The organism is Arthrobacter sp. 05T420 (genome assembly GCF_056396305.1).
Map to the genome: position 1 here is coordinate 95,734 of NZ_JBFTLG010000001.1, position 18,374 is coordinate 114,107.

Sequence of the window (18,374 nt, forward strand, 5' to 3'; positions counted from 1 at the left end):
TATGACTATCAAAAGCCCCCTGTTGTCGCGCCCGGCCGCGGTCGAGGCCAGCGGTCCCGACGCCGGCGTCGCCGCCCACTACGGCGAGCCGCTCCGGGAGCAGCGGGCGCTGGCTGCCGGCGCCGCCGTCGTCGATCTCTCAAACCGCGGCGTGGTCACGGTCAGCGGGCCGGACCGCCTCAGCTGGCTCAACACCCTGTCCTCCCAGCAGCTCACTGCCCTGACCCCCGGCCAGTCCACCGAACTGCTGTTGCTGAGCGTGCAGGGCCGGATCGAGTTCGACGCCCGGGTGGTGGACGACGGCGCAACCACCTGGCTGATCGTCGAGGGAGCCGAAGCCGGCCCGCTCGCCGAATGGCTGAACAAAATGAAGTTCATGCTCCGGGTCGAGATCGCCGATGTCTCCGCGGACTGGGCCGTGCTCGGCGCCACCCAGCGCATCCCGGAATGGTCTGCGCTCCAGGTCTGGGAAGACCCGTGGCCGCATGTTGGTGCAGGCGGCTACTCCTATGCGGTGGTGGGTGAGGACGCCCACCCCGGACTCGAACGGCCGTGGTTCGAGTACATCGTCCCCGCGGCCGAGCTGGTCGCGACTGTGGGCGAGCGTGCCCTCGCCGGCACCCTGGCTTCAGAGGCGCTGCGGATCGCTGCGTGGAGGCCCCGGTGGGGCGCGGAAACCGACGACAAAACCATCCCGCACGAGCTCGACCTCCTCCGCACCGCTGTGCACCTGGCCAAGGGCTGCTACAAGGGCCAGGAGACGATTGCCCGCGTCCACAACCTGGGCCACCCGCCGCGGCGGCTCGTGTTCCTCCAGCTCGACGGCTCCCAGCACACCTTGCCCGCCGTCGGTAGCGAGGTGCGTAACGGCGACCGCAAGGTGGGCACCGTGACCTCCGTGGCGCAGCACTACGAGATGGGCCCCGTGGCCCTGGCCGTGATCAAGCGCTCCGTCGCCCCGGCCGACGTCCTGACCGTGATGGACGGTGACGAACCATACGCCGCGGCCCAGGAAGTGATTGTGGCGCCCGACGCCGGCCAGGTGGTGGGCCGCCAGACCGGCTTCCTGCGGGGCACCCGATGAGCAGCGAGTCCCCGCTGGACTCGTCCCTGCCGGACAGCGTTGGGGCCGCGCCCGACGACGAGACGCTGGCGCTGGCCCACACGCTCTTCGATGCTGCCCGCGAGGGCAACTCCGCGCTGCTGGGCAGCTATCTGGGCGCCGGCGCGCCGGCCACGCTGACCACCTCTTCCGGCGACTCCCTCCTCATGCTGGCGGCCTACCACGGTCACGCCGGCACCGTCCGGCTGATCCTGGACCACGGCGGCGACGCCAACGCGCCCAACGACCGCGGCCAGACGCCGCTGGCAGGTGCTGTCTTCAAGGGCTACACGGACGTCGCCCGGGAGCTGCTGGACGCCGGGGCCGACCCCGACGCCGGCACCCCCACCGCGCGGGCCGCCGCGCAGATGTTCGCCCGCACGGAGATCCTGGCCCTTCTCGGCTGACGAACCCTGACGACACGCTGACAGACCGGTCCGGGCCAACCAAGGTGATGCCCGGCGGGGCTGACCCGGGGAAGATTGCCCCCAAATACTCCACGTGGAATAATATTAAGTGGAGTAATCGCAATTTAGACCGAAGAGGACAGCACCATGGCCCGGGCAACAGCACTGACACCGCTGGGTGTCGCCGCACTCTCCTTGCTCGTGGAACATCCGGTGCATCCCTATGAGATGTACCAGCTGCTGATCGCACGGCACGAGGACCGGCTGGTCAAGGTCCGGCCAGGAACGCTCTATCACGCCGTCGGACGGCTCGAAGAGCAGGGCCTCGTCGCAGCGACGGGAACGGACCGGGGAGGCAACCGTCCGGAACGGACCACCTACACCATCTCGGCAGCCGGCAGGGAAGCGTTCACGAAGTGGCTGCAGGACATGCTGGCCACCCCGGTCAACGAATACCCGTCCTTCCCGCTGGCCATCTCCGAGGCGTACAACCTCCCTGCCGGCGTCGTCGTCGAACTCCTCGACCGGCGGCTTCAGGCACTGCAGGAGCAGCTCGACTTCCTGGTCTCCGGCGAGCAACTGCTGAAGAAAAAAGGCGTCGAGCGCAAGTACTGGATCGATGTCCAGCTCCAGCAGTGCACGCTGCAGGCCGAAATCGCCTGGATCCGCAGCCTTCAGGACCAGCTCCACTCCGGCGAACTGCCGTGGTGAACCCTTTCAGAACCCCCGGCCGGGACCTCGCCGCCCCACCACTTAGCCCGTCCAACGTTCACACCAGCCCCTAAGGAACCCCATGGAAAACGTAGCCCGGCCATGGCCGGCACTCTGGTCCCTGGTGATCGGCTTCTTCATGATCCTGATCGACACCACCATCGTCTCGGTGGCCAATCCGAGCATCATGGAGGGCCTCAACACTGACATCAACTCGGTGATCTGGGTGACCAGCGCCTACCTGCTCGCCTACGCCGTGCCGCTGCTCATCACAGGCCGGCTCGGCGACCGGTTCGGACCGAAGAAGCTCTACCTCTCCGGACTTGTCGTCTTCACCATGGCATCGCTGTGGTGCGGCCTCTCCGGCGACGTCCAGACCCTCATTGGCGCCCGCGTGGTCCAGGGCCTCGGCGCTGCCATGATGACGCCGCAGACCATGGCAGTCATTACCCGGATCTTCCCCCCGGACCGCCGCGGCGCGGCCATGGGCATCTGGGGCGCCACCGCCGGCGTCGCCACCTTGGTCGGCCCGATTCTCGGCGGCGTGCTGGTGGACGGCCTCGGCTGGGAATGGATCTTCTTCATCAACGTCCCGGTCGGTATTGTCGGCTTCATCCTCGCCCAGCGTTTTGTCCCTTCGCTGACCACCCACCCGCACAAGTTCGACATTCCCGGGGTGCTGCTCAGCGCCCTCGGCCTGTTCCTGCTGGTCTTCGGCATCCAAGAGGGTGAGACGTACGACTGGGGCACCATCGCCGGTCCCATTACTGTCTGGGGCCTGATCATCAGCGGCATCGCCGTTCTGGTGGTCTTTGTCCTGTGGCAGCGGTTCAACAAGGGCGAACCGCTGCTGCCGCTGTCCCTATTCAAGGACCGGAACTTCTCGCTCGCAAATATTGCGATCACCACTGTGGGCTTCACCGTCACGGCGTTCAGCCTGCCCCTGATCTTCTACTACCAGATCGTCCGCGGCCTGACGCCGACCCAGTCGGCGCTCATGATGGTGCCGATGGCGCTGATCTCGGGCGGCCTCGCCCCGGTCGTCGGCCGGATCATCGACAAGGTCAACCCGAAATTCATCACCGCGGCCGGCCTGGTCCTGATGTCCGTGGCGCTGTTCTGGAATGCCCTGCTGATGCACCCGGACACGCCCATCTTGCTGTTCCTGCTGCCTAGCGCTGTTCTGGGCTTCGCCAATGCGGGCATTTGGGCGCCGTTGAGCTCCACCGTCACGCGCAACCTGCCGCCGCGGCAGGCCGGAGCCGGCTCGGGCGTCTACAACACCACCCGCCAGATTGGCGCCGTGCTCGGCAGTGCCGCCATTGCGGTCCTCATCCAGGCGCGGCTGGCGGCCGAGCTCCCCGCCCGGCCCGGAGAGGGCGCAAACGCCAGCCCGATGGGCTTCGGCGGCGCCTTGCCGGAGGCGCTCCACGAGGGGTTCTCGACGGCGATGGCCCAATCCATCGTGCTGCCGGCGGCGGTCATTCTGCTCGGCGCTGCCGTGACGCTCTTCTTCGCCAAACCCAAACCGGTCCAAGGCTGGGGCGAGCCGGGCCCTGCCGCAGTTGCGGGTAAGGAGTCGGGTGCCGATGCGGTGTCAGGTCCCGGTACGGGCCTGGCCCCGGCGGGCGGCGCGGGTGCGGAGAAGGCCGCCGCGGAGCGCGGCTAGCCTGGCGGGCATCCGGATCAGCCCAGCAGGACGCTGGTCTGGATGCCGCCGGCGGACAAACCCAGGCTGCGGGCCAACGCCAGCGAACCCTTGTTGCTGACCTCTGAACGCCACTGCAGCGTCAGCCCGGCGGCCAGGGCTTCGTGGGCGGCTATCGAGGCGGCCAGCTTGCCCAGGCCGCGGCGCCGCCATTCGGGCGCGACCAGCACGCCAAGATGGGCCAGGAGCCCTTCCCATTCGGCGTAGGCCCCGCAGGCCACGGGTGTCCGGCGCCCGTCTTCCAGATGCAGGACGGTGAAGCGGTGTTCGAGTTCGGCGAGGCCCACCTCGTTGACGTCATCGGGCGGGCAGAACGTCTCCAGTTCGATCGCTTCCGGATTCCCGTGCGAAACGGTCAGTTCCTCGGAAGGCTGCTGCAGGGGGAGGTCGTCGGCGAAGAAGAGCGCGGCGGCGCCCAGCCCGTGGCCGCCGTGCCCGCGGGTGATGGTCAGCAGGGTCACGTGCTGGGCCAGTTCCTCGTCGGCGAGACCGACGGCGGCGTCCAGCGCCCATTGCGGGCCCACCAGGGCGGAGTTGCCGAACAGGCGGACGAACTGCACCGCCCGGGCGCTCTCGTCCGCCCGGGTGAGCCGTACGCCGGCGGCAGCTGCGAACGCGCCGTCGTCGAACCCCAAGCGACGCGCCCAGGCAAGCTGGACAATTTCAGCGGAACCGGGCTCAAGAGTCATGAATCAACCCTACCCACCGCGGGCCGGGCTACCGGCCGGATCGGGCAGTCCACCCGTTCCGGGCCTGCGGGCCGCTCAGCTGATGACGCCGCCTAGCCGAAGAGTACAGCGGCCTCGTCGTAGCGGCTCTGAGGTACGGATTTGAGGTTGCCGAGCGCGGCGTCGAAACCCACGTGCACAATATCCGTGCCGTGCAGCGACACCATCGTGCCCCAGCGCTTTTCCACCACCGAATCGATGGCAGCCATGCCCAGGCGGGTGGCCAGGACGCGGTCGAACGCCGTCGGGACGCCACCGCGCTGGATGTGGCCAAGGACCGTCGCGCGCGTCTCGATGCCGGTGCGTGCCTCCAGCTCGGGCGCCAGCATTTCGGCGATGCCGCCGAGGCGGGGGCGGCCAAAGGTGTCGAGGCCGCGTTCCGAGTGCGGGGACTCCTGGCCTTCGGGCACGAACCCCTCGGCGACCACAAGCAGCGGGGCACGGCCACGGTCGTGGGCCGAGATGACCCACTCGGCGATCTGCTCCATGGAGGCCTTCTGCTCCGGGATCAGGATGGCGTGGGCGCCTGAGGCCATGCCGGCGTGCAAAGCGATCCAGCCCACGTGCCGTCCCATGACTTCGGCAATCATGCAGCGGTGGTGGGACTCCCCGGTGGTACGCAGCCGGTCGATTGCCTCTGTGGCGATTTCCACGGCGGTGTCGAAGCCGAAGGTGTAGTCCGTGGCATCCAGATCGTTGTCGACCGTCTTGGGCACGCCCACGATCTTGAGGCCGGCGTCGGTGAGCCGTTTTGCGGCGGCCAGAGTGCCTTCGCCGCCGATGGCGATGATGGCGTCGATCCCGAGCCGGTCCATGTTGGCTTTGATGACGTCCGGTCCGCCGCCGTTCTCAAACGGGTTGGTGCGGGACGTGCCGAGGATGGTGCCGCCCTGCTTGGCGATGCCGCGGACCATGGTGCGGGGAATCTCCACGATGTCGCCCTCAACAACGCCGCGCCAGCCATCCTTGAATCCTACGAACTGCTGGCCGTGGACGGCGATTCCCTTGAGGACGGCGCCGCGGATGACGGCGTTCAGGCCGGGGCAGTCTCCGCCGCTGGTGAGGATTCCAATTTTCATGTCTGGCTCAAATCCTGGTTTGAAGGGGTACAGGCAGAGCGCCACGCTGAGCTCACCTAGAGTCTAGTGGCGGGTGTGGGGCAGGACACAAACGGTTACAAAAGGGTGCCCCCGCCTTCAAGGCAGGGGCACCCTTGCGTGGTGCGCGCAGCGACCGGGAGCCGAAGGCCGCGGGCCGGGAAGGCCTGTGATCGCGGCCTGTGGTCGACGTCAGGGCCGGGAGGAACGCTTCGAGAGGAAGCTTTCGAGGGCGATTGCGTTGCGCTGGTCCGGCAGGAGCAGCCACGCCACGATGTAGACGACGAATGCCGGCCCGGGGAGCAGACCCAGGAGCAGGTAGGCGATCCGGACGTAGGCCACATCAACATTTAGTTTGGCGGCAATGCCGCCGCAGACGCCGCCAAGCCAGCGCTGCGGACCACGTTTCAGGCCGAAGCCCCGGATGGTGTCGAAGAATTTATCCATGGTTCAAGACTTCCCTGTCGTTGACTTATTGTCACGCCTGCGTGCCGAGACCAGTCCGCCCACGATCAGGGCGGCCCCGGCTCCGATCATCAGCCCGATCAGGACATAGGTGCCGTTGAGGGCCACGATGCCGAGCCGGGAAATGATGATCAGCGCGGCCAATGCCACCACTGTCAGTCCCCAGACCACCGTGCCCACCCGGGCGGGGGAGCCCGCTTCCAAGTCCTGCCCGGCGGCGTCCGGCCGCGAGTCGTCATAGCTGCTCATGTCAGTTGCCTTCCTTGATAGTCACGTTGCTGACGGTGCCGGAGATCTTCAGGACCATCCGGGCCCCCGGCTGCGAGGTGTTGTAGTCGGTTTGCTGCTTCATCATGCCGCCGCGGTCCTGGTTGCCGTCGTGGAGGTTGCCCATGGTCATGTCCGCCTGGACCTGCACGGGGACGGTGGCGGGGATGACAACGGTGAGGTTGCTGGCCGTCGCGTCGATCGGAACAACGACGTCGGAGCCCAGGGGCGGATGCAGCGCCAGCTTGGTCAGGTCCACAGTCCCGGCGCCGCCGGTGATTTCGAAGCCGCCGCTGGCCTGTTCGATACTCGACGGCGTCCAGTCGGCGTTCTGGAAATGGAACCGGTCCCCGTGCGGGACCACGCTGAAGATTGCGCCGATCAGCAGGGCCACCACCGCGAAGAACCCCAGGATTCCGGAGGTCCGGCCCCGCAACCCGGCGACCAGGATCCCGAGACCCAGGATGGCCGCGCCGATCGCCCAGACCAGGGCATTGCCGGCGTCACCGAGATCGATCACGTTGGCGGCGTCGAGGGCCTTGATGCCGCCGCCCACCAAGAGGGCCGAGCCGACGGTAATGGCGACGGCCGGGGTGCCGGGGCCAGGACTGCGCGGTGCGGAGGGAGGCGGCGGGGTGGCCCCGGATCCCGGGCCAAAGCCGCCGGGCGGAACAGGACCGGGCGGGATGGGGCCAGACGGCGGGGGCGGACCCCAGTCCGGGCCGGAGCCGAAGACTGCGGAGCCGTCGACGGGGCGGCCATAGGCCGGTCCGCCGCCCTGGGCGAACCCTCCAATGGGGAAGCTCCCGGCGGACTGCTGCCCGGCGCCGGTGCGGGAGCTGCCCGCAAAAGTCGCGGCGCCGGCCGGGCTGCTGGACTCGTAGCGCGCTGGCATGGGATTGGCTCCGTTCCGGATCTTATTGCGCTGGGTCAGGTAGTAGACGAGGTAGATGGCGCCGCCCACCCAGAAGACGGTCCAGACGAAGGCGCCAAAGCCGAAGCGGTCCCAGCCCCAGACACCGCTGCCCAGGCTGGGGAAACCGACAACCGAGGTGATGAGGGCCCCGGTCATGCCGGCCGTCCACCGTCCTGCGGCGGCCTCCTGGACGTGAATGCGGCCGTCAGGTTCGGGCAGCAGCGCCCAGGCCAGACCGTAGGCGAGGACGCCGATTCCGGCGAAAATGGTCAGGACGATCAGGACGCCGCGAATGATCAGGGGATCGACGCCGAGACGGTGGGCTATGCCGCTGGCCACACCGCCGATCCAGCGGTCGCGGCCGCGGTGGATGCCCTGGCTGCGGATCCAGTCGAAGAAGTTCTGTGGCTGCCGGCCGGGGAACGGTCCATTCGGGTCGCCGGGCGGGTAAAGCGGCGGCGGCTCCATCGGCGGCGGGCCGACCGGTCCGGAGCCTTCCGGAGGGCCGGCGGGCTGGTTTGTGGCTGGACGTTCCGTGTCCGGGGCTTCTGCGTCCGGAAGTTCTGCGTCCGGACGTCCTGTGTCTGGACGTTCTGCGGAGGGTGCGTCCGTGGCTGGCCGGTCTGCGGAAGCCGGGCCTTCATCGGGGTGCGGAGTGTGCGGGTTCATACTTCGATCCTTCCCGTTCCCGGCGCCGGGCTCTACTGGGGAACACCCTGAACGGTCCCTGAGTGGCCCCCGGTTGGGCCCCGAAACGCGTCCGGGGAACCCCAATCCGTGCTTGGATTGATGCATGACAACCGCGCCCGCCCGCCCGCCGCTGGTCCGCAGCAGCGATCGCGTGATTGCCGGCGTTTGCGCGGGCCTCGCCAACCACCTGGGCTGGCCGGTGCGGATGGTCAGGATCGGCATGGCGGTGGCTGCGCTCGCGGGCGGCGCCGGCGTGGCCTTCTACGCCTGGCTCTGGATCATGGTCCCCACAGCGGATGAAAGCGCCCGGCGCAACGCCCGCCGCCCGGCGTCGCCCATCGCCCCGGCAGTCAGCTCGCCGGATGCCCTCGGAGTCCCCGCCACCCCGGCAGCCGCCGGCGCCCCGGGCACCCCCGGAGTTCCGACAGGGCCCGGTAGCCCCGGCACACCCGGGACGCCGACGCCGGGGTCCTGGTGGTCCAAGGTGCCGGGTATGCCCTTCGGCAAGGAGATCCTGCTCGGCGCAGGTCTGTTGCTGGCCGCCGGGATCCTGATCGCCCGGCTCCTCGGCGTCGACGTGCCCCTCGGCACCCTGATCCCGGTCGCGGCGATCCTGGGCGGTGCCGCGATCGCCTGGATGCAACTGGACGAGACCCGCCGGGCGGGGCTGGTGGACAAGACCAAAGCAGACCAGGCTGGCGGCTGGGCGCGCCTCGCAGCCGGGCTCGCCCTCGTGGTGGCCGGCGTCCTGGTGATGGTGTCCGGCTCGGGATCATGGGAACAGACCTGGCTGGCGCTCCTGGCCTCGGTGGCCGTGCTCGGCGGAGTGGCCCTGGTGCTGCTGCCATGGGGGCTGAAGTTCTGGCGCGACCTGGAAACCGAACGCGCCGGACGGGTGCGAGCCACCGAGCGCGCCGAGATCGCCGCCCACCTCCATGACTCCGTGCTGCAGACCCTCGCCCTGATCCAGCGCCGGGCCGGTAACGAGCACGACGTCATCCGGCTGGCCCGCGCGCAGGAGCGGGAACTGCGCGGCTGGCTGTACCGGGACGCCGACAAGGAATCCGGGCAGCTGTCCGCGGGCATCACGTCCGCCGCCGCAGAGGTCGAGGACGCCCTGGGCCACGCGGTCGAAGTGGTCAGCGTGGGGGACTGCGTCATGACCCAGCGCCACGAGGCCCTCGTCCAGGCAGCCCGCGAGGCCATGCTCAACGCCGCACGGCACGGCGGCGGTCCCGTGTCCGTATACCTGGAAGTCACCGACGCCGCCGCAGAAGTTTTCGTCAAGGACAGGGGACCGGGCTTCGACCCGGATGCGGTTCCCCCGGACCGGCTCGGCGTACGGGAATCGATCATCGGCCGGATGAACCGCCACGGCGGCACCGCCGCCATCATCAGCAGCCCGGACGGCACCGAGGTGCGGCTCCGGCTGCCCGCCACCGCCGCATCCGCCGGCGCTGCGGCTGCCGCCAACAACGCCAACGGAGAGGCCAAGCAGTGACCAGCCCAGCACCAGGAAACAAATTGCCAGGAACACCGCCAGGAAACCCGGTACCGGTTCGGGTGGTGATCGTGGACGACCACGCCATCTTCCGCTCCGGATTGAAAGCGGACCTGGACCCGGACATCGTCGTCGCGGGGGAGGCCGGAACCGTGGAGGAGGCAATCGCCGTCATCGCAGCCCAGCGCCCCGACGTCGTGCTGCTCGACGTCCACCTGCCCGGCGGCCGTGGTGGCGGCGGACGCGAGGTCCTGGCCGGCTCGGCGCCGCTGCTGGGCACCACACGGTTCCTGGCCTTGAGCGTCTCCGACGCGGCGGAAGACGTCGTGTCCGTGATCCGGGCCGGCGCGCGCGGCTACGTGACGAAGACAATTTCCGGTGCGGAGATCAGCGGCGCCGTCCGCAGGGTGGCCGGCGGCGACGCCGTCTTCTCGCCCCGGCTGGCGGGCTTCGTCCTGGACGCGTTCGGCACGGCCCCCGCGGACATCGCCGACGACGAGCTGGACAAGCTCTCGGCGCGCGAGCTCGAAGTGATGCGCCTGATCGCCCGCGGGTACAGCTACAAGGAGGTGGCCAAGGAACTGTTCATCTCGATCAAGACAGTCGAAACCCACGTCTCTGCCGTGCTGCGCAAGCTCCAGCTCTCCAGCCGCCACGAGCTGACCCGATGGGCCGCCGAACGCCGCCTGCTCTAAACCAAATGATGCGCTATCCCTTAGGGTCCTCTTGCCGCGGCAATAAGGCCCCTAAGGGATAGCGCATCGGGGGGTTGGGACTGCCTACTTCGCCTTGCCGAGGAAGTCCTGCAGGCGGGCGACGCCCGTGGCCAGGTCGTCGTCGCCGAGCGCGTAGGACAGGCGCAGGTAGCCGGACGGGCCGAACGCCTCGCCGGGAACAACAGCGACCTCGACCTCGTCCAGGATCAGCGCCGCGAGTTCGGCAGAGGTTCCCGGCCGCACCGGACCGTTCGCGGACGGGAACTCCTTGCCCAGCAGCGCGCGGACGTCCGCGTACACGTAGAACGCGCCCTTCGGCGTCGGGCAGTCAACGCCGTCAATGGCGTTCAGGCCCGCGACGATTGCCTTGCGGCGGCGGTCAAATGCCACCTTCATCTCGTCGACGGCGGTCAACGGCCCGGAAACGGCCGCGAGGGCGGCGACCTGGGGGATGTTGGAAACGTTTGACGTCGCGTGGGACTGCAGGTTGGTGGCGGCCTTGATGACATCTGCCGGCCCAATCATCCAGCCCACGCGCCAGCCGGTCATGGCATAAGTCTTGGCGACGCCGTTGAGGATGACCACCTTGTCGCCGAGCTCGGGAACCGCGGTGGCGATCGACGTGAACGGCACGCCGTCGTACGTCAGGTGCTCGTAGATCTCGTCGGTGACAACCCAGAGGCCCTTGGACGCTGCCCACTGGCCGATCTCTTTGACCTGCTCCGGCGAGTACACGGCGCCGGTGGGGTTGGAGGGGGAGACGAAGAGCAGGATCTTGGTGCGCTCCGTGAGGGCCGCTTCCAGCTGGTCAACGGTGACAAGGTAGCCCTGCTCGGGCCCGGCGAAGACCTCCACCGGCACGCCGCCGCCTAGCCGGATGGCCTCGGGGTACGTGGTCCAGAACGGGGTGGGAACAATGACCTCGTCGCCCGGATCCAGGAGGGTGGCGAAGGTGTTGTAGACGGCCTGCTTGCCGCCGTTGGTCACCAGCACCTGGGATGCCTCGGCCTTGTAGCCGGAATCCCGGAAGGTCTTGTCTGCGATGGCCTGCTTCAGCTCCGGCAGCCCGCCGGCGGGGGAGTAGCGGTGGTACTTCGGCTGGCTGGCGGCCTCGATGGCGGCCTGCACAATGTAGCCGGGCGTCGGAAAATCGGGTTCCCCGGCGCCGAAGCCGATGACCGGCCGGCCGGCTGCCTTCAGCGCCTTCGCCTTGGCATCGACGGCCAGAGTTGCGGATTCGGCTATGGCGGAAATGCGCTGGGAAATGCGGGCAGCAGACATGGGCGGGTCCGTTCTTCGCTTGCAGCTGGAAGGCTGGATATGGGATTCGACGAAATCTACTCTATGCTGTTCAGCGGATCCCCCGGGGTGCCTGAACGCGAATATGACTGACGGCTGTCAGTTGGTTTGCGAAGACACGCAGGGGTCCGGAAGAGGGCCGGTTCGACGTAGGCGCAGTTGTTGCGTAGACTGGTTCTCCGGTGTTGAAAACACGATGATGGCCTGCGCCTCAGGGAAGCCTGGGGAAAGCGTTGGCCGGAGCGAATTTTCACCCCGAAGGGTAGTGGCGCAATTGGTAGCGCAGCGGTCTCCAAAACCGCAGGTTGCAGGTTCGAGTCCTGTCTGCCCTGCGCATGCTGTTCCGGGTCATCCGGAACAAGCGCAGCAACCATGGTTCAGTTCAGAGCCGGGTATCCGATCATTGCGAGGATGAGTGAGGACCAGGTGACCGAAACAGCTGCCAGCAGCTCCAAAGGCCGCCCCGCCAAGAATGCCGCCAAGCCCGGCTTCTTCGCTCGCATCGCGATCTTCATTCGCCAGGTCATTGGCGAACTGAAGAAGGTCGTCGCACCGACCCGTAAAGAACTGATCAACTACACGCTCGTCGTGCTGGTGTTCGTGACCATCATGATGGTGATCGTCACCCTGCTGGACTTGGCCTTCGGGACCGCGGTCAGCTGGGTCTTCGGCGGCAGCGGCCCCACGAACAGCTAAGGCGACCGGTCCGCAGACTGCGTGGATGCCCGGGAAACCGGAGATTCCACGGAGTGTGCGGAATTGAGTCATTTAAATAGGCATGTTAGGCAATGAGGAAGCAGGAGACCAAGTGTCTGAGCAGGAGCTCGAGGTAACTGAGACTGAGCTGGATAAGAGCCAGGACGCCGCGGTGGAAGCCGCGGAAGAGTCCGAGGCTGTGTCTGCTGCGCCCGATTCCGACGTCACTGACGAGGCCGAAGCCACGGACGAAGTAGCTGCAGAAGAAGACGCAGAGGCAGCAGATGCTGACGCCGTCGTCGCTGTTGATACCGACGCCGAAGGCGCTGAAGACACGGACGCCGAAGACTCTGACGCCGAGGACACTGACGCCGACGCGCTGGCAGCCGCGGCCGCCAAGGCCGAGGTCGACCCCGCCGACGAGTTCAAGGCCAAGCTGCGCCGCCAGGAGGGTGACTGGTACGTCATCCACTCCTACGCAGGCTACGAGAACCGGGTCAAGGCCAACCTTGAGACCCGCATCCAGACCCTGGACATGGAAGATTACATCTTCGAAATCCAGGTGCCGATGGAGGAAGTCGTTGAGATCAAGAACGCTCAGCGCAAGGTCATCAACCGCGTCCGCATCCCCGGTTACGTCCTGGTCCGCATGGACCTGACGGACGCTTCCTGGGGCGCCGTCCGCCACACCCCCGGCGTCACCGGTTTTGTGGGCAACGCCCACAATCCGGTCCCGCTGCGCCTTGATGAGGTTTTCTCCATGCTCGCCCCGGTCTTCGAAGAAGAGCAGGCCGAGAAGGGCAAGCCGGTCAAGCACGCCGCCGCCCAGGTCGACGTCGACTTCGAGGTTGGCGAATCCGTCATCGTCAAGGAAGGCCCGTTCGAGACCCTCCCCGCGACGATCTCCGAGATCAAGATCGATTCCCAGACCCTCGTGGTGCTGGTGTCCATCTTCGAGCGCGAGACTCCGGTCACCCTGGCGTTCAACCAGGTCAGCAAGATCTAGCTGTTCCCTTTAGAATTCGCCCCGGGCTGCCCGCTTAGCAGCCACGGAGCGGCCGGCCGCCTTGCCATGGCGGCCACCAACCTGAGGCACGCTCCTGTGCCCCAGGACGTATTTGAGAGAAGGACCTACATTGGCTCCCAAGAAGAAGGTCACCGGCCTCATCAAGCTGCAGATCCAGGCAGGTGCCGCTAACCCGGCCCCGCCGATCGGTCCTGCGCTTGGCCAGCACGGTGTCAACATCATGGAATTCTGCAAGGCGTACAACGCTGCGACGGAAGCCCAGCGCGGCAACGTTATCCCCGTGGAGATCACGGTCTACGAAGACCGTTCCTTCACGTTCATCACCAAGACCCCGCCGGCTGCAGAGCTCATCAAGAAGGCTGCAGGCGTCGCCAAGGGTTCAGCTACCCCGCACACCGTCAAGGTTGCCAAGCTGACCCAGGCCCAGGTCAACGAGATCGCCACCACCAAGATGGAAGACCTCAACGCCACCAGCCTCGAAGGCGCAGCGAAGATCATCGCCGGCACCGCCCGCTCCATGGGTATCACCGTCGAGGGTTAATTCCCCACCGCTGATGCGCCGGGTTCGGGAAACCGGGCACGACGACCGTCAGCACCGCCGGCCAGCCGGCACCACCTAAACAATGAAAAGCGGAGTTCCGGAAGTTAAACCAGCCGGAATACCGCCTGTGGCAGGGCCCAGCGCGGTCCGCAGACCACAACTGCACAAGGAGAAATAAGCAGCATGGCAAAGCGCAGCAAAGCATATGAGGCAGCCGCCGCCAAGATCGACGCGGAGAAGTTCTACGCGCCGTTCGAGGCAGTGACGCTCGCCAAGGACACCAACCCGTCCAAGTTCGACGCCACCGTTGAGGTCGCTTTCCGCCTGGGCGTTGACCCTCGCAAGGCCGACCAGATGGTCCGCGGCACCGTTATCCTGCCCCACGGCACCGGTAAGACCGCCCGCGTCCTCGTCTTCGCAACGGGCGACAAGGCTGAGGCTGCAATCGCAGCCGGCGCCGACTTCGTTGGTTCCGATGACCTGATCGAAAAGATCTCCGGCGGCTGGACCGACTTCGACGCCGCCGTCGCCACCCCTGACCTCATGGGCAAGGTTGGCCGCCTCGGTAAGGTCCTGGGTCCGCGTAACCTGATGCCGAACCCGAAGACCGGCACCGTGACCGCTGACGTCGCGAAGGCAGTCAACGACATCAAGGGCGGCAAGATCGACTTCCGCGTCGACAAGCACTCGAACCTGCACTTCATCATCGGCAAGGTTTCCTTCGACGCCCTGAAGCTGGCCGAGAACTATGCCGCCGCACTGGAAGAGGTTCTTCGCCTCAAGCCGTCCGCTTCCAAGGGCCGCTACATCCAGAAGGCCACCGTCGCCACCACGTTTGGCCCGGGCATCTCGGTGGACCCCAACGTCACCAAGGTCCTGACCGAGGTCTAGTCCTCACCGGATCTTCAGTGCCGCCAGCAACACCGGCGTCACCGGGTCCAGCGAAAGGCCGTCCCGCAACTGCGGGGCGGCCTTTCGGCGTCTGACAACACTGGAGCCTTGAAATCACCCGCGCCGTGACATCATCGGCGTCCCGAACCCTTGGTGCCGCCGGTCTTGCCGGTTAGGCTGTCCCGGTGATTACGCCGTCGTACCTCATCGAGCAACTCGCCCTGCCCGCAAGCCTCGATGCCGCTGATGTTGATGCCGACGCAGCGGAGTTCCTGGAATTCATGGAACTCTGCGATGAGCTCGTCCTGCAAACCTGGGGCAACCTTGACCGGTCGATGTCCCCGGCGGCACGCCTTCAGTACTGGCGGGACTCCGCCTACACCCGCACGCGGCTCTTCTTCGTTCGTGTCGACGGGCGTATGGTGGCCAACTCCTGGCTCCGCTGCGAATTGCAGGAGAATCTGGGCAGCGCGCTCCTGCACGTGAGTGTCCTGGACGCCTTCGCCGGCGCAGGGATCGGCCGGGCCCTGCTGGAGCACGCCGAAGCGCTGGCGGCCTCAGACGGGCGGACAGTGCTGCAGACCTTCACGGAGCACCCGGCCGACTTCGACGTCGCTGGCCCGGATCTCGTCAGGCCCGCCACGGGGGCAGGCGCGCTGCCGGCCGGCGCACGCGGCGTCCGCTTTGCCGGACAGGCAGGCTACCGGCTGGAGCAAGTCGAACGGTTTAGTACGCTCGACTTCCCGCCCACAGCGGACCTGGACAGCCTGGAACGGGACGCCCAGGCGAGGGCGGGGGAGTACGAGTTGCTGCATTGGACCGATGCATGCCCGGAGGAACATGCCGCCGAGCTCGCGGTGCTGATGTCGCGCATGAGCACCGACGCTCCCACTGGCGCGCTGAGCTACGAGCCGGAAATCTGGGACGTCGCGCGGGTCCGCCACGTAGAGGACACCTGGCGGCGGGCCGGCCAGTCCGCCCTGGTGGTGGCGGCACGGCACCGGGCCACCGGTGAACTGGCCGCCTACACCGTTCTCCAAACAGCAGCCGACAAACCCTGGCTGGCCAGCCAGGACGACACCCTCGTCGCGGCGAGCCACCGCGGCCACCGGCTCGGCCTGCTCATCAAGATCCTTAATCTGAGGCTGCTGGGTGAGGCCTATCCCGCAGTGCGGCGCGTCCTGACCTACAACGCCGCCGAAAACGATCACATGCTCCGCATTAACATTGCACTGGGATTCAAGCCCGCGGGCTACGACGGCGAGTGGCAGCGGACCACGGCCGGCGACGGCACTGAACTGACGTCACTGTCACTGACCGCACCGGTCACTGACCGATCCGGCAACTGACGGCACCCGCAGCTGACTGCCCGCGGCGGCCGGGCACGGAATGGGACGGAAACTGCCCGGCGTCACCAATGGAACAGCGGCCCAAACCAGCATATGCTGGCGGTTGAAAGCCCGGTGTGAGCCGGGCCGGACCGATGGTGGGTGGCACAAACGGCTGGGATGATGCCCTCTATGGCAAACGAAGTACGGATTGAGCAGCTGTGGATCCCCGATTCCCTTGACGCGCCCGATGCCGCCGACTTCCTCGCCGCCATCGAAGTGGGGCGGCGGGTCCGGATGCAGACCTGGGGCACGGACGACCTCGCTTACGCGCCGCAGGAGAAGCTTCTGGAGATGGCGGACCCCTACGAACGCCAGGTGATCCTCGTTGCCAAGATCGACGGCGTCATTGTCGGGACGGCGGACATCGCGCTGCCGCTCATGGACAACCTCGACCTCGCCGAATTCACGCTCGATATCCTTCCGGAGTTCCGGCGCCAGGGCGTGGGCAGGCAGCTGCTGGAGGCCGCGGAACACTTCGCCCGGGACGAAGGCCGCCACACGATCCTGATCGACACCAACCATCCGGGATCAACCCTGACGGACCCGGATGCCGAACAGCTCGTGCCCGGCAGCGGCGTCGGGTTTGTTCCGTTGGGGAGCCGTGACGTCGAATTTGCCCGCCACACCGGCTACACCCTCCAGCACATCGAACAGTTCAGCTCCTGCTCGCTGCCGCTGGACACCAAGCTCGTCGCCGAACTCGAAGCCGAGGCCGAGGAAGCCAATGCCGGCCGCTACCGTCTGCACCACTGGACAGACCGGTGCCCCGACCAGTGGCTGGAGGCCGTCGCCGCCCTTGAGAACCAGGCCGGCGAGGACGAAGTGCCGGGGCCGGATGCCCAGGAAATGGTGTTCGACGGCGGCATCCTCCGGGAGGCGGAGGAGGTCACCATAGCCCAGGGCCGCCGGACGGTGGTCACCGCCGTCGAGCACATCACCAGCGGAACGCTCGTGGGCCTGACCACCATCAGTGTCCTGGCCCTGCGCCCGGACGTCGTCTTCCAGGACGACACTGTGGTGCTGCAGGAACACCGCGGCAACAAACTCGGGCTGCTGATCAAGGTCGCCAACATGGAACGGCTGAGCGAACAGTTCCCGGACGCCCGGGTCCTGTACACGTGGAATGCTCCGGAGAACCGCTACCTCCTGAAGGTCAACCAGCAGCTCGGATTTACGACGGCGGGGGTGACGGGTCTCTGGCAGAAAGAGCTCCCCAACTTCGGGCCTGCCGTCAGCTGAGGGCGCGGGCCGGCGGCGTGCTCAGCTGTGCCCGCTAGGCCCGATTTGGAACACACGCGCCGCGTCCCGTAAGCTTGGAGGACCAAAGACCGTCGGTTGTTGGAAATCCACTCTCCCAAGCAAGACTCACTTCTGCAGTCGCGCCGGGAGAGCGCAGTGGATTTCCGGACGAAGGACCCTGAACATAGGGCGGCCGGCGCAGGTGAACGAAGCAAAGCTCCGCGGTCATGGACCGCGTCGAGACAAGCCCCGTGCATCTGCGCGGGGCGTTTTTTAGTTTTAGCTCTTTTTGAGCGGGGACCCGGACACACCGGCACTATCCCCGGAAGGAGGGTTATGGCAACGCCTAGCAAGGTTTCAGCAGTAGCTGAGATCACTAACGATTTCAAGGAATCGAACGCCGCTGTCCTGACCGAATACCGCGGGCTCACCGTTGCACAGCTCAAGCAGCTGCGTGTCTCTCTCGGCCAGGACACCAAGTTCTCGGTCGTCAAGAACACCCTGACCGCTATTGCAGCCAAGGAAGCTGGTGTCGCAGCATTTGACGATCAGCTCGCCGGCCCCACTGCAATCGCGTTCATCAAGGGTGACGCAGTTGCCGCTGCCAAGAGCCTGACGGATTTTGCCAAGGCTAACAAGCAGCTGGTCATCAAGACCGGTTACTTCGAGGGCAAGGCACTGAACGCCAGCGAAGTTGCTGCCCTGGCAGCACTCGAGTCCCGTGAGCTGCAGCTCGCTAAGGTTGCAGGCATCCTCAAGGCTCCTGCTGCCGCTGCTGTACGCATCATCGACGCACTGCGCCTCAAGCTTGAAGAAGAGAACGGTGCGCCGGCAGAAGCCGAAGCCCCCGCCGCTGAAGAAGCTCCCGCAGCAGATGCAGCAGCCGAGGCCGAAGCACCGGCCGAAGCCGCAGCCCCCGAAGAGAACTAGTCCTCTTCTCCATAAGACTCCGGTGCGACAGTGAGCCTCAGGCCTGCCGCGC

General features: G+C 66.9%; 19 protein-coding genes and 1 tRNA gene. 14 read left to right on the top strand and 6 right to left on the bottom strand.

Features of this window, described 5'->3' with window-relative positions; translation table 11 throughout:
• The first annotated feature begins 1 nt into the window (after position 1).
• From ygfZ to AC1DEM_RS00485, 4 genes are all read left to right on the top strand, one after another.
• Entirely contained in the window at positions 2-1,084 is a 1,083-nt protein-coding gene (gene ygfZ, locus AC1DEM_RS00470; RefSeq protein WP_476882620.1) for a CAF17-like 4Fe-4S cluster assembly/insertion protein YgfZ, read from the top strand.
• Positions 1,081-1,509, top strand: a complete 429-nt coding sequence (locus tag AC1DEM_RS00475; protein ID WP_476882621.1) for an ankyrin repeat domain-containing protein — start codon at positions 1,081-1,083, stop codon at positions 1,507-1,509. The genes ygfZ and AC1DEM_RS00475 overlap by 4 nt, the downstream gene beginning before the upstream one ends.
• Positions 1,510-1,656: 147 nt before the next feature.
• Positions 1,657-2,220 carry a PadR family transcriptional regulator gene (locus tag AC1DEM_RS00480; RefSeq protein ID WP_476882622.1) on the top strand — a complete coding sequence of 188 codons (564 nt, stop codon included), beginning with the start codon at positions 1,657-1,659 and terminating at the stop codon, positions 2,218-2,220.
• Positions 2,221-2,302: 82 nt separating this feature from the next.
• Positions 2,303-3,889 carry an MFS transporter gene (locus AC1DEM_RS00485; RefSeq protein ID WP_476882623.1) on the top strand — a complete coding sequence of 529 codons (1,587 nt, stop codon included), beginning with the start codon at positions 2,303-2,305 and terminating at the stop codon, positions 3,887-3,889.
• A 17-nt stretch (positions 3,890-3,906) separates the two neighbouring features.
• Here AC1DEM_RS00485 and AC1DEM_RS00490 read toward each other — a convergent pair whose 3' ends face one another.
• The 5 genes from AC1DEM_RS00490 to AC1DEM_RS00510 form a co-directional block, all read right to left on the bottom strand.
• The gene (locus tag AC1DEM_RS00490; protein WP_476882624.1) at positions 3,907-4,617 is read right to left on the bottom strand and encodes a GNAT family N-acetyltransferase; all 711 of its coding nucleotides are present in this window, start codon (positions 4,615-4,617) and stop codon (positions 3,907-3,909) included.
• A gap of 92 nt (positions 4,618-4,709) precedes the next feature.
• Complete coding sequence (locus AC1DEM_RS00495) at positions 4,710-5,735, bottom strand: 6-phosphofructokinase (RefSeq protein ID WP_277526295.1); 1,026 nt, start codon at positions 5,733-5,735, stop codon at positions 4,710-4,712.
• Between the two features lie 210 nt (positions 5,736-5,945).
• Positions 5,946-6,200, bottom strand: coding sequence for a PspC domain-containing protein (locus tag AC1DEM_RS00500; RefSeq protein ID WP_476882625.1), 255 nt, complete (start codon positions 6,198-6,200; stop codon positions 5,946-5,948).
• A gap of 3 nt (positions 6,201-6,203) precedes the next feature.
• Positions 6,204-6,467, bottom strand: a complete 264-nt coding sequence (locus tag AC1DEM_RS00505; protein ID WP_476882626.1) for a hypothetical protein — start codon at positions 6,465-6,467, stop codon at positions 6,204-6,206.
• A gap of 1 nt (position 6,468) precedes the next feature.
• A complete protein-coding gene (locus AC1DEM_RS00510) occupies positions 6,469-8,070 on the bottom strand; it encodes a PspC domain-containing protein (protein ID WP_476882627.1) in 1,602 nt (533 codons plus the stop codon).
• Positions 8,071-8,194: 124 nt separating this feature from the next.
• Here AC1DEM_RS00510 and AC1DEM_RS00515 point away from each other — a divergent pair, with 124 nt between their 5' ends.
• Both AC1DEM_RS00515 and AC1DEM_RS00520 read left to right on the top strand, forming a co-directional pair.
• Positions 8,195-9,592, top strand: a complete 1,398-nt coding sequence (locus AC1DEM_RS00515; RefSeq protein ID WP_476882628.1) for an ATP-binding protein — start codon at positions 8,195-8,197, stop codon at positions 9,590-9,592.
• A gap of 23 nt (positions 9,593-9,615) precedes the next feature.
• Entirely contained in the window at positions 9,616-10,287 is a 672-nt protein-coding gene (locus AC1DEM_RS00520) for a LuxR C-terminal-related transcriptional regulator (RefSeq protein WP_476882629.1), read from the top strand.
• Between the two features lie 84 nt (positions 10,288-10,371).
• Here the strand turns inward: AC1DEM_RS00520 and AC1DEM_RS00525 are convergent, their stop codons facing one another.
• The gene (locus tag AC1DEM_RS00525) at positions 10,372-11,589 is read right to left on the bottom strand and encodes a pyridoxal phosphate-dependent aminotransferase (RefSeq protein WP_476882630.1); all 1,218 of its coding nucleotides are present in this window, start codon (positions 11,587-11,589) and stop codon (positions 10,372-10,374) included.
• A gap of 277 nt (positions 11,590-11,866) precedes the next feature.
• Between AC1DEM_RS00525 and AC1DEM_RS00530 the strand changes: the two genes are divergently transcribed.
• The 8 genes from AC1DEM_RS00530 (at position 11,867) to rplJ (ending at position 18,322) form a co-directional block, all read left to right on the top strand.
• Positions 11,867-11,939, top strand: a tRNA-Trp gene (locus AC1DEM_RS00530).
• 79 nt (positions 11,940-12,018) lie between these two features.
• On the top strand, positions 12,019-12,303 hold the full coding sequence (gene secE, locus AC1DEM_RS00535; RefSeq protein ID WP_090952848.1) for a preprotein translocase subunit SecE: 285 nt from the start codon (positions 12,019-12,021) through the stop codon (positions 12,301-12,303).
• A 112-nt stretch (positions 12,304-12,415) separates the two neighbouring features.
• A complete protein-coding gene (nusG, locus tag AC1DEM_RS00540) occupies positions 12,416-13,309 on the top strand; it encodes a transcription termination/antitermination protein NusG (protein ID WP_476882631.1) in 894 nt (297 codons plus the stop codon).
• A gap of 130 nt (positions 13,310-13,439) precedes the next feature.
• A complete protein-coding gene (gene rplK, locus AC1DEM_RS00545) occupies positions 13,440-13,871 on the top strand; it encodes a 50S ribosomal protein L11 (RefSeq protein ID WP_018773647.1) in 432 nt (143 codons plus the stop codon).
• 183 nt (positions 13,872-14,054) lie between these two features.
• Positions 14,055-14,762 (top strand): 50S ribosomal protein L1, encoded by a 708-nt coding sequence (rplA, locus tag AC1DEM_RS00550; RefSeq protein WP_476882632.1) that lies wholly within the window; start codon positions 14,055-14,057, stop codon positions 14,760-14,762.
• Between the two features lie 185 nt (positions 14,763-14,947).
• Positions 14,948-16,111, top strand: a complete 1,164-nt coding sequence (locus AC1DEM_RS00555) for a GNAT family N-acetyltransferase (RefSeq protein ID WP_476882633.1) — start codon at positions 14,948-14,950, stop codon at positions 16,109-16,111.
• 171 nt (positions 16,112-16,282) lie between these two features.
• Positions 16,283-17,392 carry a GNAT family N-acetyltransferase gene (locus tag AC1DEM_RS00560; RefSeq protein ID WP_476882634.1) on the top strand — a complete coding sequence of 370 codons (1,110 nt, stop codon included), beginning with the start codon at positions 16,283-16,285 and terminating at the stop codon, positions 17,390-17,392.
• A gap of 336 nt (positions 17,393-17,728) precedes the next feature.
• Complete coding sequence (rplJ, locus tag AC1DEM_RS00565; protein ID WP_476882635.1) at positions 17,729-18,322, top strand: 50S ribosomal protein L10; 594 nt, start codon at positions 17,729-17,731, stop codon at positions 18,320-18,322.
• Positions 18,323-18,374 lie beyond the last annotated feature (52 nt).

What these genes read in the sequence shown, in the direction of transcription:
- AC1DEM_RS00560 (WP_476882634.1), top strand. Translation starts at nt 16,283, where the DNA reads ATGGCAAACGAAGTACGGATTGAGCAGCTGTGGATCCCCGATTCCCTT.
- AC1DEM_RS00490 (WP_476882624.1), bottom strand. Translation starts at nt 4,617, where the DNA reads ATGACTCTTGAGCCCGGTTCCGCTGAAATTGTCCAGCTTGCCTGGGCG.
- AC1DEM_RS00515 (WP_476882628.1), top strand. Translation starts at nt 8,195, where the DNA reads ATGACAACCGCGCCCGCCCGCCCGCCGCTGGTCCGCAGCAGCGATCGC.
- rplJ (WP_476882635.1), top strand. Translation starts at nt 17,729, where the DNA reads ATGGCAACGCCTAGCAAGGTTTCAGCAGTAGCTGAGATCACTAACGAT.
- AC1DEM_RS00480 (WP_476882622.1), top strand. Translation starts at nt 1,657, where the DNA reads ATGGCCCGGGCAACAGCACTGACACCGCTGGGTGTCGCCGCACTCTCC.
- AC1DEM_RS00525 (WP_476882630.1), bottom strand. Translation starts at nt 11,589, where the DNA reads ATGTCTGCTGCCCGCATTTCCCAGCGCATTTCCGCCATAGCCGAATCC.
- AC1DEM_RS00505 (WP_476882626.1), bottom strand. Translation starts at nt 6,467, where the DNA reads ATGAGCAGCTATGACGACTCGCGGCCGGACGCCGCCGGGCAGGACTTG.
- ygfZ (WP_476882620.1), top strand. Translation starts at nt 2, where the DNA reads ATGACTATCAAAAGCCCCCTGTTGTCGCGCCCGGCCGCGGTCGAGGCC.
- rplA (WP_476882632.1), top strand. Translation starts at nt 14,055, where the DNA reads ATGGCAAAGCGCAGCAAAGCATATGAGGCAGCCGCCGCCAAGATCGAC.
- AC1DEM_RS00510 (WP_476882627.1), bottom strand. Translation starts at nt 8,070, where the DNA reads ATGAACCCGCACACTCCGCACCCCGATGAAGGCCCGGCTTCCGCAGAC.
- secE (WP_090952848.1), top strand. Translation starts at nt 12,019, where the DNA reads ATGAGTGAGGACCAGGTGACCGAAACAGCTGCCAGCAGCTCCAAAGGC.
- AC1DEM_RS00475 (WP_476882621.1), top strand. Translation starts at nt 1,081, where the DNA reads ATGAGCAGCGAGTCCCCGCTGGACTCGTCCCTGCCGGACAGCGTTGGG.
- AC1DEM_RS00495 (WP_277526295.1), bottom strand. Translation starts at nt 5,735, where the DNA reads ATGAAAATTGGAATCCTCACCAGCGGCGGAGACTGCCCCGGCCTGAAC.
- AC1DEM_RS00500 (WP_476882625.1), bottom strand. Translation starts at nt 6,200, where the DNA reads ATGGATAAATTCTTCGACACCATCCGGGGCTTCGGCCTGAAACGTGGT.
- AC1DEM_RS00485 (WP_476882623.1), top strand. Translation starts at nt 2,303, where the DNA reads ATGGAAAACGTAGCCCGGCCATGGCCGGCACTCTGGTCCCTGGTGATC.